General features: G+C 43.7%; 10 protein-coding genes and 7 pseudogenes. 10 read left to right on the forward strand and 7 right to left on the reverse strand.

Annotation, left to right across the window (positions count from 1 at the left end):
* Positions 1 to 24: 24 nt before the first annotated feature.
* Positions 25 to 378 (reverse strand): DUF413 domain-containing protein, encoded by a 354-nt coding sequence (locus ACMAZD_RS19450; RefSeq protein ID WP_435250237.1) that lies wholly within the window; start codon positions 376 to 378, stop codon positions 25 to 27.
* Positions 379 to 534: 156 nt separating this feature from the next.
* On the opposite strand from ACMAZD_RS19450, the gene ACMAZD_RS19455 reads away from it, so the two are divergent.
* Positions 535 to 1425 carry a LysR family transcriptional regulator gene (locus ACMAZD_RS19455; protein WP_435250238.1) on the forward strand — a complete coding sequence of 297 codons (891 nt, stop codon included), beginning with the start codon at positions 535 to 537 and terminating at the stop codon, positions 1423 to 1425.
* Between the two features lie 124 nt (positions 1426 to 1549).
* Here ACMAZD_RS19455 and ACMAZD_RS19460 read toward each other — a convergent pair whose 3' ends face one another.
* The gene (locus ACMAZD_RS19460) at positions 1550 to 1753 is read right to left on the reverse strand and encodes a hypothetical protein (protein ID WP_435250239.1); all 204 of its coding nucleotides are present in this window, start codon (positions 1751 to 1753) and stop codon (positions 1550 to 1552) included.
* Positions 1754 to 1987: 234 nt separating this feature from the next.
* Here ACMAZD_RS19460 and ACMAZD_RS19465 point away from each other — a divergent pair, with 234 nt between their 5' ends.
* The 3 genes and pseudogenes from ACMAZD_RS19465 to ACMAZD_RS19475 all read left to right on the forward strand — a co-directional run bounded on the left by ACMAZD_RS19465 (position 1988) and on the right by ACMAZD_RS19475 (position 4488).
* A complete protein-coding gene (locus tag ACMAZD_RS19465; protein ID WP_435250240.1) occupies positions 1988 to 3436 on the forward strand; it encodes an AlkA N-terminal domain-containing protein in 1449 nt (482 codons plus the stop codon).
* A 25-nt stretch (positions 3437 to 3461) separates the two neighbouring features.
* Positions 3462 to 3944: a methylated-DNA--[protein]-cysteine S-methyltransferase gene (locus ACMAZD_RS19470; RefSeq protein ID WP_435250241.1), complete on the forward strand. Its 483-nt coding sequence runs from the start codon at positions 3462 to 3464 to the stop codon at positions 3942 to 3944.
* 158 nt (positions 3945 to 4102) lie between these two features.
* Positions 4103 to 4488: pseudogene (locus tag ACMAZD_RS19475) on the forward strand (hypothetical protein).
* 24 nt (positions 4489 to 4512) lie between these two features.
* Here the strand turns inward: ACMAZD_RS19475 and nhaD are convergent.
* A pseudogene (nhaD, locus tag ACMAZD_RS19480) lies at positions 4513 to 5951 on the reverse strand (sodium:proton antiporter NhaD).
* Positions 5952 to 6237: 286 nt separating this feature from the next.
* Positions 6238 to 6417 carry a hypothetical protein gene (locus tag ACMAZD_RS19485; protein ID WP_435250572.1) on the reverse strand — a complete coding sequence of 60 codons (180 nt, stop codon included), beginning with the start codon at positions 6415 to 6417 and terminating at the stop codon, positions 6238 to 6240.
* Between the two features lie 522 nt (positions 6418 to 6939).
* On the opposite strand from ACMAZD_RS19485, the pseudogene ACMAZD_RS19490 reads away from it, so the two are divergent.
* The 4 genes and pseudogenes from ACMAZD_RS19490 to ACMAZD_RS19505 form a co-directional block, all read left to right on the forward strand.
* Positions 6940 to 7020: pseudogene (locus ACMAZD_RS19490) on the forward strand (nucleoside recognition domain-containing protein); the annotation flags it as partial.
* Positions 7019 to 7312, forward strand: a pseudogene (locus ACMAZD_RS19495) (hypothetical protein); the annotation flags it as partial. The pseudogenes ACMAZD_RS19490 and ACMAZD_RS19495, both read left to right, overlap by 2 nt.
* Positions 7313 to 7915: 603 nt before the next feature.
* Entirely contained in the window at positions 7916 to 8302 is a 387-nt protein-coding gene (locus ACMAZD_RS19500; RefSeq protein WP_435250242.1) for an MAPEG family protein, read from the forward strand.
* A gap of 8 nt (positions 8303 to 8310) precedes the next feature.
* A pseudogene (locus ACMAZD_RS19505) lies at positions 8311 to 8702 on the forward strand (DNA mismatch repair protein).
* A 40-nt stretch (positions 8703 to 8742) separates the two neighbouring features.
* Here the strand turns inward: ACMAZD_RS19505 and ACMAZD_RS19510 are convergent.
* The 3 genes and pseudogenes from ACMAZD_RS19510 to ACMAZD_RS19520 form a co-directional block, all read right to left on the reverse strand.
* Positions 8743 to 9369 carry an START domain-containing protein gene (locus ACMAZD_RS19510; protein ID WP_435250243.1) on the reverse strand — a complete coding sequence of 209 codons (627 nt, stop codon included), beginning with the start codon at positions 9367 to 9369 and terminating at the stop codon, positions 8743 to 8745.
* A 175-nt stretch (positions 9370 to 9544) separates the two neighbouring features.
* On the reverse strand, positions 9545 to 10402 hold the full coding sequence (locus tag ACMAZD_RS19515; protein ID WP_435250560.1) for a DUF2608 domain-containing protein: 858 nt from the start codon (positions 10400 to 10402) through the stop codon (positions 9545 to 9547).
* Positions 10403 to 10697: 295 nt separating this feature from the next.
* Positions 10698 to 10904: pseudogene (locus ACMAZD_RS19520) on the reverse strand (YHS domain-containing (seleno)protein); the annotation flags it as partial.
* On the opposite strand from ACMAZD_RS19520, the pseudogene ACMAZD_RS19525 reads away from it, so the two are divergent.
* Together ACMAZD_RS19525 and ACMAZD_RS19530 are read left to right on the forward strand one after the other, a co-directional pair.
* Positions 10894 to 11133 (forward strand): annotated as a pseudogene (locus ACMAZD_RS19525) (helix-turn-helix domain-containing protein); the annotation flags it as partial. The pseudogenes ACMAZD_RS19520 and ACMAZD_RS19525 sit on opposite strands and share 11 nt — an antisense overlap.
* A gap of 205 nt (positions 11134 to 11338) precedes the next feature.
* Positions 11339 to 12217 (forward strand): 6-pyruvoyl trahydropterin synthase family protein, encoded by an 879-nt coding sequence (locus ACMAZD_RS19530; RefSeq protein WP_435250244.1) that lies wholly within the window; start codon positions 11339 to 11341, stop codon positions 12215 to 12217.
* Positions 12218 to 12313: the final 96 nt, after the last annotated feature.

The raw sequence follows: 12313 nt of genomic DNA on the forward strand, positions 1-12313 counted from the left end.
GATGTATCACTTTGAGCTATTTTATTAATCTTCTAACACTAACTCACTTTCGTATTTTTCCCTTGGCATTTCACCGCGTATGCAGCCGTTTAGGGTATGAAATCGACGGCGTCCACGAGCTAGTTGAATGTACTTCAACCAAACAAGGTCTAATTTGGACTTTGCCTTATGAGGGTGAGACAACACTTTGATGAAGTGTCTTTCTTCTGCATTGATTGGTGTTAGTTCACCAGTCTCAAGTGCAAGCATAGTGTCACCAAACAAGGTTAGGATTTCCTCTTCTGACAGAGTAAAATTACCTGACTTTGCGAACCCTCGTGGGAATTTAATGGTGTCATAAAAACGTTTTTTTCCGTGTCGGAATTCGGTCTCAGACATATCAGCCTCAGTAATGTGGTTTAATAGAAATTAGTGTTTATTGCTCACGCGAAAATATTGTTAAAAGGCTAAAATAGGAAACAAAACGTTTTTGCCTTTACGATAAACAATCCTAGATCGGCTAGTTAGCAGATTTATTACAGAGATGTATTTTTGATGGATGTGAAAGTATTTAGAACCTTTCTTGAGGTTGCAAGGGTGCGCCATTTTGGGCGTGCAGCTGAAAACTTGTATTTAACGCAAGCGGCGGTGAGTGCGCGAATCAAACAGCTTGAAGGCTATTTTGATACTCAGCTCTTCATTCGTGACCGCAATAACATCAAGCTCACCTCTTCCGGTGAACGTTTAATTGGTTATGCTGAAGTGATGGTGTCGACGTTACAACAGGCCAAATTTGAGTTGTCGTTGGAGAGTGGTAAAGCCTTGCAGTTAACACTGGGTGGAACACCGAATATTTGGGATGCGTATCTGCAAAACTGTTTGAGCGTGGTAACCGATTCTTTTGGTGGTTATGGCTTTATGGCGGAGGTGATGGGGCGCGAGCAACTGAACCGTAATTTGTTAGAACGAACCTTAGATATGGCTTTTGCGTTCGATCAGATTAAAGCGGAAGAGCTGAACTGTAAAAAAGTCGCTGATTTGGTTTTGGTGTTGGTATCAACGCAACAAGATGATCTGGAATCTGTATTCCAACATAAATACGTTTATGTCGATTGGGGAACGCGTTTTGGTTCTGAACATGCCGAGCGTCATCCTAAAGTGCCCGCGCCGTATTTACGTACCTCAACGGCTCGTATCGCTTTAGACTTTATCTTAGAGAAAGGAGGTAGTGCCTATTTACCTGTTTCTATGGTTGAGCCTTTTATCGATTCAGGTCAGCTTCATAAGGTGAAAGGGGTCGAAGACTGGTATCGTCCTATCTACCTAAGCTACCGTAAAAGCAGCACCTCGGTTGATGCTATCATTCAGGTTGAAAAGTTGGTTAACAAGATTGACCCATCGACGGCTTACACGTTACAACAGGCCGCTGAACAAGCACTTGTGTAGTGGTATCCGTTGTCACTATACTGATGAATTTAAAATGGCTCCCAGCAAGGGAGCCATTTTTGTTTTTAAACCAGTTTAAGCCTGGTATCCGTAAGCTATTTCAAAGCGTTATGTTTTGAAAGCGTTATAGGTTCATTAAGTTCTCAATGGACTCTTCAAGAGAGTGAGATAGATAGGTATGGATCTGATGTCCATCGGTTGCGTCTATTTCAATCTTAGAAACCCCTTTGCTCGCTTTACCTTCAAGGAAGCTGAGAGATTGTTCTACTGATTGACTGGTGAGAACTTGTTGATTTGATAAAACAATACGACACGTGTGTAAAACCATAGCCTTTTTCCTTATTTTTCAATAGGTCTCTGCATCTTAGCGTGCTAAGTACCTATTGTTGACGTTGTGAGAAGAATACCTTCTCTAGGTTAAATTTAGTCGAATTGGATAAAATTAAAACCTTTTTTGTGACTTATCTGACCTTCGCTTCCGAAAATGGCTAGCGACAATGGAAGTTAACGGTAAACTTTTAGTTATCAGAATGAAGGTTATGAACAAATGGAAGAGCACGACATGTCGAAAAGTATTCATCACAACAGTACGTTAACGAGTGAGCAGTGCCATTTAGCTCGTTATGCTCGAGATGCTCGTTTTGATGGAATGTTTTTTACTGCGGTGAAAACCACGGGCATTTTTTGTCGACCTATTTGCCCTGCGAGCCCACCCAAAGAAGAAAATGTCGAATACTTTTCCCATCAAGCTCAGGCTTTGAAAGCGGGTTATCGCCCCTGTTTACGTTGTCGCCCAGACAGCGCGCCTTTTTCTCCTGCGTGGAAAGGGGTTGAAACTACCTTTCTGCGAGCTATGCAATTAATCGACAGCGGCGCGCTGAATTCGGGGTCGATTGTCGACCTTGCCACTCGACTAGGCATTTCAGACCGTTATCTACGAACCCTATTTGACAATTACATCGGAGTGTCACCCAAGCAATATAGTCTTTATAGTCAGCTGATGTTTGCCAAGCAGTTACTGCATACCAGTAGCATGAGTATTACACACGTGGGCTTTGCGAGTGGTTTTAACAGCACGCGCCGCTTCAATGATGCCTTTCAAAAAGAGCTTCAGCTTTCACCAAGTCAAATCCGAAGAGCTAAGCCAAGTAATAACCTAAGTAATCATATCCAACTCAGTTTTGTTGGCCCGTTGGACTGGGATCATTTGCTGGGTTTTTATCGACGACGAATGATTGAAGGCTTAGAAGAGGTGGGAGACGGCTATTACCAACGCACAGTGAACGTGAATGGTTCGAAGGGCTGGTTCAAGGCCACTGTAGCCAAAGAAAGTAGCTTGGATATTGAGTTTGAGTTGGATGATATGAGCCAATTAAGAAGCTTGATCGCCAACATTCGACGCATGTTCGACCTTGATGTCGATATCAGCAAAGTTGAAGCTTTCTTTACCACCATTGACTCTAACTTGGTCGCTAAAAGCGGCATTCGCATTCCGGGTGTATGGAGTTCTTGGGAGGCCGGAGTCAGAGCGATTCTCGGCCAACAAGTTTCGGTAACGGCGGCGATTGGCCAGCTTAACTTGTTGGTAAGAAAGCTTTCTGGTTCACATCAGGCTTCTAATTTGCAAGAGCCAGCTAATTCACAAGAGTGCTCTGATTTACACAAAATTGCTGAAGCATCTGAGAAAGCGTATTTCCCAACACCTAAACAAATAGCTGATGCTGATGTGAGCTTTCTAAGAATGCCGGGAAGTCGCAAGGAAGCCTTAAAGCGTTTTGCCGAATACATGGTCGATAACGAAGCCGAGCATCCTTCTAAGTGGATTGACCTAAAAGGCATAGGGCCTTGGACGATCCAATATGCGCAGCTGCGAGGGCTCAGTGAGCCTAACCATTTGCTCGTGGGCGATTTGGTGGTGAAGAAATTCATTAGGCATCGTCCTGCTATTAATGCAGAGAGCGTGTCGCCGTGGGGCAGCTACGCCACATTCCATTGTTGGAACCAATCTTAATCGGAATACTAAGCTAGGAGATATCATGGCTAACCGTTTTACTTACTACGAGAGCCCTCTGGGCACTGTGACTTTACAGGCGAACGATGAAGGGCTGTTAGGTCTCTGGTTTGAAATATACACCACTAAGCCTGAAGAGTTAGGAATTCGAGATGATAGCTTTCCGATCTTTGAATTGGTCACCGACCAACTCAATCGCTACTTTTCGGGGGAAGTTATCCAGTTTTCTGTGCCAATCGCGGCAAAGGGCACGCCATTTCAGCAATCGGTTTGGCAAGCTCTCACAACGATTCCTTACGGGGAAACATGGAGTTATGCTCAGTTAGCCGATGCAATCGGTAATCCAAAAGCGGTGCGTGCAGTGGGTTTGGCGAATGGAAAAAATCCGGTGTCAGTGATTGTGCCGTGCCATCGAGTTATTGGTAAAAATGGCAAATTGACGGGTTATGCGGGCGGCGTAGAACGCAAACAACGCTTGTTGGTTATTGAGGGAAGAGAAGGAGATTAAAGAGTCTTTTTCGGAATGTTTGTTGAAGATGGCGTATCAATGACTGGTCAACGTTAAGGGTTCTTAAAGTGTGACTTTGCAATAAAACTGCCACTTTCTGGAAAATACTTATTTGGTTGCATATCTTTTAAGCATGCTCTCTAGGCAAGGATGCCCAAATGAATAGCCATCATTCTCTGATAATCGGTTGCAGTAGCGCACTGTTGTTGACGGGTTGCTTAACCGATACCACTCGTCCATTCGAAGTCCCTCGGCTTGTTCTATTTAGCGGCATGTACGAGAACGCAGACAACGAAAGCTATCTCGAATTTGAATCGGGGCAAGTCATTTATCAATCGGTGAACAGCAACGTTACCCGCAGTTATCATGTCGAAGATGACTTGATCAGCATTGAGCTAAATTCAGTCAATAGCTGCAAGGGGCCCGGATTGGTCATGCGAATCCATTAAGAAGGTGCGATGCTCACGTGCAATCAGTGTCCAGCCTGCAGTTAAGCAACATCTGGACACGAGTTGAGAGGCCGCTGGATGATACGGCCTTCTAGACACTTTCCTTAAACAGACTCTTATTAAAAAATATCGCCGTTTAACCAAAGGTGTGCCGCAATACTCACAACGTAACCAATCATGATCACAGGCATCCATTTTAGGTGACCAAAGAAGGTGTATTTGCCGTGTGCCGCCCCCATTAATGCCACGCCGGCTGCACTACCAATTGACAATAAGCTACCGCCTACACCAGCCGTTAAGGTAATTAACAACCAGTTACCTATCGACATTTGAGGCTCCATTGATAACACCGCAAACATAACCGGAATGTTATCGACAATCGCAGACAAGATTCCCACCATGATGTTGGCCCAAATTGGATCCCATTGGCTGTACATCACCCCAGAAGCCAATTCCAAATACCCTAGCAGACTTAACCCCCCACACACATTACAACCCCGTAGAAGAACAATAATGTGTCCCATTCGGCATTAGATACCCTTCTAAATACATCAAATGGCACCACTGAGCCTAATCTCTTGAGTGCGTCCTCGTCGTTATCGGCAATCGCCACCGCTTTTTTCTTAGCGAGTGAATTGGGTAAGGTTTTACGCAAGTAGTATCCAAAGAACTGCAGATAGGCGAGCCCCATCATCATGCCCATCACGGGAGGGAAGTGAATCACAGCGTGGAAAGCGACCGCTGTGGCAATCGTCATGATGAACAAAAATACGATCCTTCTCGCGCCACGTTTTAGCTCGATATGTTGGTGAACCGTATCGGGTTGAGATGTCGGAACAAAGTAAGACATGATCAAGGCTGGAACAACGTAGTTCATGACTGAGGGGATAAATAGGGGAAGAAACTCGCTAAAACTCACGTAGCCTGCCTGCCATACCATCAGTGTTGTGATGTCCCCGAATGGACTGAATGCGCCGCCAGCATTGGCCGCAATCACGATATTCACACAAGCAAGGTTTACGAATTTTGGGTTTGAGCCTGCAACCTTGAGGACCACAGCACACATTAATAAAGCAGTGGTGAGGTTATCGGCAATCGGCGAGATAAAGAAGGCCAGAATACCGGTTAACCAGTACAGGGATCGGAAGTTAAAGCCTTTACCGACCATCCAAGCTTGAAGTGCGTCAAACAGTCTTCTTTCTTCCATAGCGCTGATGTACGTCATCGCGACCAACAGGAAAAGCAGTAATTCGGCGTATTCGAGTAGGTTGTGTTCGAGTGCTTGTTTCGCTACCTCAGTGAGGTTGTATTCTTGGTAGGTGAAGCCAATGATGATCCAGATGAGACCAGCAGCAAGTAAAACCGGCTTGGATTTTCGGAGCTTTAGGTATTCTTCCATCATCACGACTATGTAGGCGACAACGAAAATGGTGAGGGATAGATATCCAACAAATGAATTGGTGAGCTTGAGAGGTTCTCCCAACTGAGCAGTAGCAGCGCCCGCCACAGTAGAAAAAAATAAGAAAGAGAGAACAACTGAAAGCTGGATACCTAGCATGGATTACGCTCCGAAGTTAATAAGTTATTAACACGGGTAAAAGCGTAGACCTAAATAACCATATGGAGCGTGATAGATATCTTAATAATTCAATAGATTATGTTGAATACCAGAAACTATGATGGAAACCTTAGATTATGGCGAAAGCCGTAACCCACAGTGAAAAACTGTAAACCTAGTGGACATCGTAAACAAAGCCAAAAGCGTCGATTATTGGAAAATAGCGATGAAGTGAAAAAGCCCTATCGAACACTTTGTCGATAGAGCCCCTTCTAAATCGCCAACACTATGCAGCATTTTGAGCGAACGTCATTGTTTGCTCTACAGCACATACCTCAACAGGCCAGCCGTAGGATTGGTATTCCATCGCAAGTTGGTCCGCAACTGCGCGAGACACCGTGGCAGTGATCCACAGGCCTTTACCCATTACCTGATATTTGAGTGTTCTCATTTCCATTTTTGTCACCGTTTTCCTTCTATATTGGCTGCGCGAAGTCTATAGCACCTCTTGAGGCTGGAATTTCGAATCAAGCTCAAATCCTTTATAAAATGGCTCATTAATTCGGCTTGGATTAAAACTCAATCAGCAGAGTGGAAACGGTTGCGTTTTGGAAGAAAAATCACGATTTAAGTGCCTGTATTATAATTAAATAAAATTTTAACTAAAAAATCATGTAAGAGATCTCTTACATGATTATCAGATATCGGCTATCCAGGTTCTTATCCGTTGGACATTGATTTTTGTATTTCTTCTGTCTGTTTTCGGTTGCGCTATTGCAGTAAAATTTATTTAGTTTTGTATGTGAAATATGAGGATTTTGTCAGTTTGTATTTCGATATCGAAACCATAATCACAGTTTTATATGTTGCCTGTCATCTTCAATTTAAACCAATACTCTGTTTGATTTTGGTCATTAACCTTCTGCTAATTAGTTTGCACTATCTATGCGTGTTCTGTTCTACATAAACTAGATGTATAGAGATCCTTATGACTAATCCAATGAAAACCGATCGTAAAGTCACGATTGGTCGTTACATCGCACTCGCCTTTACGGTTGTGTTTTGCTCCAATCGTGGCGGTGTTTGGTTTGCCGGGTGAAGCCGCTGCAGTATTGATCGGTGCGTGGATGTCGATGAGCGGTGCAGTGGGTGTGGTAATCACGCTATTTGACTAAGGTATCTTGAATGGCAATCATATTGCGATCTTAGCGCCAGCTATTTACTTGATGGGCTCACAGGTTCAATACATGGGCCGTATCATGGGACCAATTGGTACCGAAGGCCGTTATATTCCAGTGATGATCGTTATTTCAGTGTTGAATGCGTTTGGTGCGATGTTCCTGATGAACATTACTCTGTAGCCTGACTTCTAACATTTTTTAGGCTTTAGAAAAAGGAAACCCCGTTTGGCTTTCACCAAACGGGGTCTATTCTTTTTGTAGCCATCCTACTACTGCGCGTTACTTATCTTTCAATAAGTAACTGGTGGTCCCTGCATCGTTCCTTGACGTGGCTAAATCCTTTAACCTATCCAATTCATCGCCTTCCTAGCGGTGTCCTTGCGAACTCATCAACCTGATAAGTGACTCTATCCTAGAGCATAACTTCCTTGCTGATAAGTCATCCTAAATCATCAAATCTTCATCCTGAAGATACCTAATCCATTAGGCTTTTCCTGTTCCTGCCAACTCCTTGTCGACATGTATATTAAACACTCTCGAGGCTTCTCCCACAATCTACCTCAAGTAAATAATCGGTAAGTTAAGCTAAAGAAAACTGTGCGGACACATACAAAACAATGACTTGGGTTTGTAATCTAGGATTTTTCTGCGAAGCTTGATTGTAATCTCTTACGTTTGTTGTGAGAGATCTCTTACATGCGTACGGGCGTGAATGCTCCTTGTTTGCTGAATACAGATATCTTGAAGTAGCCCGCCGAATAAACTAACCAGTAGGAAATGATAATGGTTACAGCGTTATATGCTTCGTTGCTCACCTTGGTCATGTTATGGCTTTCCATTGAAGTAATTAAGCAAAGAAGAAAGAATCAAGTGGCACACGCAGATGGTGGTATTGAATCGTTACAAGTGGCCCGTTCCGCTCAAAGTAACGCAATGGATTATATCCCGATTACCGTGATACTGATGGCTTTGCTAGAGTTCAATGGCGCCAATGTATGGCTGATTCACGTTATTGGTGTTGCTTTTGTTGCTGGTCGTATTATTCATGGAAAAAGCATTCTTGCTCGTAGCTTGAAGGGCAGAAAGCAAGGCATGTATTTGACCTTTGCCAGCATGGTGTCTTTAGTTGTTCTAAACTTGCTTTATCTCCCGTTTGACAAGCTTATATAAGGACAAGCATGGCGTTACGCCTTCCTCCACCGTGGATGATTGTATTAACAGGGTTAGTGCTGAATATTCTATTCTTGCCATCGTTGTGTCGAGCCTAGTGCTCGACAAAATGGTGGTTGAACAAGCCCAGTACCGAGAGCGTTAACAGGGCAACGTCTACTCGATTCAGTTGGCTTGGAACACGATTGAAACCTTAGAACGTAAGCGTGAATCTATGTTGTTGCACATGGATATTAGTACTTCTTCAAACTCGTCGGTGACACCGGAATTAGAAGATGCAATGTGTGGTCAGCTTGGTGAGTGGTTTAGTGGCGAAGTTCCAGAGATTACCGTCGAAAACCTTTCTCAGATCTTTGGCTTAGCATTGATTCTTGCGCGTGACCTAGCGAGACGAAATTAACCGTCCCACGCCTTAAGCGTAAGCTAAAGCTGATGATGAGTTATTGGTTGAGATTAGGGTGCTGTTGCCCTTGGTACTTTGGAAGCTGGTCTTGAAGCTTTTTGAAAGTATTGAATGCGTTGTTAGCTGATAAACGATTCATTAACCAGTCAGGCAAGATACCGCCTGCATTCGCATATGCCGTATAGGTGATGTGGGTCAGGCCATTAGTTAGAGGCTGTAAAACCCAAAGCGCATCGACCTCGTTGATTCGAATATACCCCGACTCTTTAGCCAAGTAATTGGATGCATCTTTAATGGTTAAGGTGAATTGACCGTCTTCTACTTCATATTTCGAATACGTCACCATATCTCGGTCACGAGCTGGCCAAGGAGCTTTGAACTGGGTGTAGACGATATTCTCATTACTAGAGATTTGCATTAATACTTCACTGTGCGACACATTGTCGATCCCATTCGGTACGTTATCGCTGTCCTCCAATAACAAGAGAAAACCTGAGTAGCTCGTTTCGACCTGCATTTGGGCTCGAACTTCAATAAGACCACTCCCATGATTACGCTTATGAATAGTGATGACATTTTCGCCTTTGACGAACAGCCATGGAGTCGCACAAGAGAAGGCTGAAAATAAACAGAGCCCAAGTGCCAAAATCCTAGGTAATATCATTATTCTTCCATGAAATGAAAAGCTTATCTGACATGAGTATAGAATAAAAATAGGTTGGGTTCGCGTGGCATTTATTTCTGTGTAAGCGAGAGGATATGACAAAAGAAGCGGTAGATGGTGTATGAAAAAGGTCGTGGAGCGTTGCGCCCCGCGACCCTAAATGTAGCGGTCTAGATTATTGCCCCAAACACGCTTCCCCAAGTCGAGCTGGGGCAATTTTATCAAGAACTACATTTAATTCTTTCCAATCGCTAGCCATCTTGTCTGCCTGCTCTTGTGTCAAAACTGAGCCATACTGTTTCATGCGATCATGTTCCACCTTGGTGTAGTGGAAAATATTGATATCGATAGAAGCATCATCTTTGTAGGCCTCTTCCATGTTGACGATGTTCTTTTTACTGTCATCGATAAATACAACACTGCTAAAGCTTTGACCTGTTTTATCAAGGATGTAGTCGAGCATGACCCCCTTGTTCATTCCTGTCGTCATCATGATGCCATTAATGTAACTCAGTGGGCGGTCAGGGTTATCGATGTAAATTGGTAGCTCATCTGAGCCTTTTTCTTTCAGTGCGGTACGCGTCATATCGTATTGATTACGAATCATCTCGCGTTCGGTCGCATAACGGTAATTGGGTGAACGCGAAGTGAGAGCCATTATAGTAAGCCCTTTATCTTGCCAGCCGCTGACGGTGCTTGGCACATCGTCTTCGGTAATTCTCATGGGAACAAGTTCGTAAAGCAGGCCGATTGAGTCTTGGAATAGGCAATCTACTTTGTCTTCAGCTGATGGCTTCACATCCAGTTTCCCTCGCTGCCACTGATACCAAATATCACCACCGATATCGCTCGTCGAGGTTAGAAGCGTGTTATCGATATCAATAACGATCAGCGGCTTTTCGCCTTTCTCTGTTAGTTGACTTACTTTATCTGCCACATCTTGGAATTTATCTGTTTCCTTAACGGTGACGTCGGCAAATGCATTACCGGCGAGAGTAAGAGCGCACAGCGCCGCTAACTTGTGTAGTTTCATCATACTTTCCTTTAACTCAAGATTGACCTCTTAAACGCTTTGCGAAAAAATCATCGAAAGCAGAATTTTATGGATGTTATAACATAACGCAATTGTATGTTTAGATTATCAATAACTAACCCATTTAAAATGTTGTCTAGATCACATAGCTTAAGAGCAGTGTTAGCTGAAACTCGGAAAATCAATGTTTTATGTACGCAAGTAATTAACCAATAGAAAAGGTTAACAAGGGTGGATTGAAAAACGGAAGACATAGGGTCTTCCGTTTATAGAAGGGAGGGGAGTGGCAATTTATCTAGAGCTTATAGGCTTCAAGCGTTTTTATAGTGGTCCAATTATTGTCCGCATCCTGGATGAACTCTTGTGTGTTCTCCAACCAACGTTTTTGTACTAACTTGTCTAAGTTCAGATATAACTTTCCATCTTTGATTTTTCAAGCTTGTGGATCGGTACGGAATTGGTCTCGGTTTTCGCTGTTCACAAACTGATAAATGGCATTTTTGGCTGCGATGTCTCGAACTCAGTGTATTGAAGCGTTCAAGCATGAAGTAGACGAACCCCAAGGTGACTATGTTCAAAAATGGCGGGTTTCTGTGGCTCAATCTTTGCTGTTGCAAAACAAGCCCATCAACTGGGGCGTGGATGAAGTGGGGTACAGCAGTTACTCTGGCTTCTCTCGTGCGTTTCAGCATGTAACCGGAATGTCGCCGCGGTTATGGCTAAAACAGAATGTGGTTATTAGCATGAAGCTTGGTTATGTTGTAGCGGAAATTGCGCGTAGTTTGCTCATTTCTCGAATGACAGTGTAAAAAGGTGGACTTTATAAGCTTGTTGTAACATTCTGCCCGTCCTATTTTATCAGACATCAATGAGACGAAGTGCCTGCTGAACATTATTCAGCCTCCCGTATCTCATTAAAGCACTAAGGAGTTTAACTTGAACCTATTTGTAAGAGACCTTACCGTTATCGATTCTTCATATATCTGTGAACACAGAGGGGTCGTAGGAGATAGTTGGATTTTAGATGTCACCATGTCTGGTGAACTGAACGAAATGAGCATGGTTCTGGACTTTAGCAGAGTCAAAAAACAGATCAAACAGCTGGTTGATCAACATGTTGATCACCGCTTACTGCTGCCAATGAAAAACGCTGCAACCGTGCATCAAGCCAGTAAACCGGGCTACTCTAAAGTGGATGTGCTGCGTGGTGACAAGAGCTTGCATCTGCACTGCCCTGATGAAGCATATTGCTTGATTGATGCAGAAGCGATCACCATCGAGAGTGTGACCGCACATGTTTATCATATTCTTCGCGATAACCTACCGAATAACGTCACGGGGTTAGAGATCACCCTTCGTCATGAGAACATTAATGGCGCGTTTTACCACTATACCCATGGCTTGAAAAAGCATGATGGCAACTGCCAACGCATCGCACATGGCCACCGTTCTCCAGTAGAAATCTTGGTTGATGGTCAGCGTGACGAACAACGCGAGCAGGCGTTTGCTCAGCGCTGGGAAGACATTTACTTAGGTTCTAAAGATGACCAAGTTTCAGTTTCATCACTTAACCTAAGTGAACACGCGCAAAGTGTTGATGATGAAAGTCACTATGGCTTCTGTTATACGGCGCCTCAAGGCGAATTTGAGCTAGCGATTGCTAAGAGTGAAACAGAAATCTTGCCGACGGATACTACGGTGGAATTACTTGCGGGCTATATTGCGGATCAAGTTGAGCCGAGCCTAGCAGAGAACCAATCACTACAAATCGTCGCTTATGAAGGTGTTGGCAAGGGCGCAATGGCGTTCCGATAACACTTCAACGAGTGACACAGTCTCGTTGCTGACATGATGAAATAAAGGCAAGATATTAAGTTATCTTGCCTTTATTTTTTGTGGATTTTTAAAGCT

This window comes from Vibrio sp. nBUS_14 (assembly GCF_051201655.1).
Classification (GTDB): Bacteria; Pseudomonadota; Gammaproteobacteria; order Enterobacterales; family Vibrionaceae; genus Vibrio.

What these genes read in the sequence shown, in the direction of transcription:
- ACMAZD_RS19450 (WP_435250237.1), bottom strand. Translation starts at nt 378, where the DNA reads ATGTCTGAGACCGAATTCCGACACGGAAAAAAACGTTTTTATGACACC.
- ACMAZD_RS19455 (WP_435250238.1), top strand. Translation starts at nt 535, where the DNA reads ATGGATGTGAAAGTATTTAGAACCTTTCTTGAGGTTGCAAGGGTGCGC.
- ACMAZD_RS19460 (WP_435250239.1), bottom strand. Translation starts at nt 1,753, where the DNA reads ATGGTTTTACACACGTGTCGTATTGTTTTATCAAATCAACAAGTTCTC.
- ACMAZD_RS19465 (WP_435250240.1), top strand. Translation starts at nt 1,988, where the DNA reads ATGTCGAAAAGTATTCATCACAACAGTACGTTAACGAGTGAGCAGTGC.
- ACMAZD_RS19470 (WP_435250241.1), top strand. Translation starts at nt 3,462, where the DNA reads ATGGCTAACCGTTTTACTTACTACGAGAGCCCTCTGGGCACTGTGACT.
- ACMAZD_RS19500 (WP_435250242.1), top strand. Translation starts at nt 7,916, where the DNA reads ATGGTTACAGCGTTATATGCTTCGTTGCTCACCTTGGTCATGTTATGG.
- ACMAZD_RS19510 (WP_435250243.1), bottom strand. Translation starts at nt 9,369, where the DNA reads ATGATATTACCTAGGATTTTGGCACTTGGGCTCTGTTTATTTTCAGCC.
- ACMAZD_RS19515 (WP_435250560.1), bottom strand. Translation starts at nt 10,402, where the DNA reads ATGAAACTACACAAGTTAGCGGCGCTGTGCGCTCTTACTCTCGCCGGT.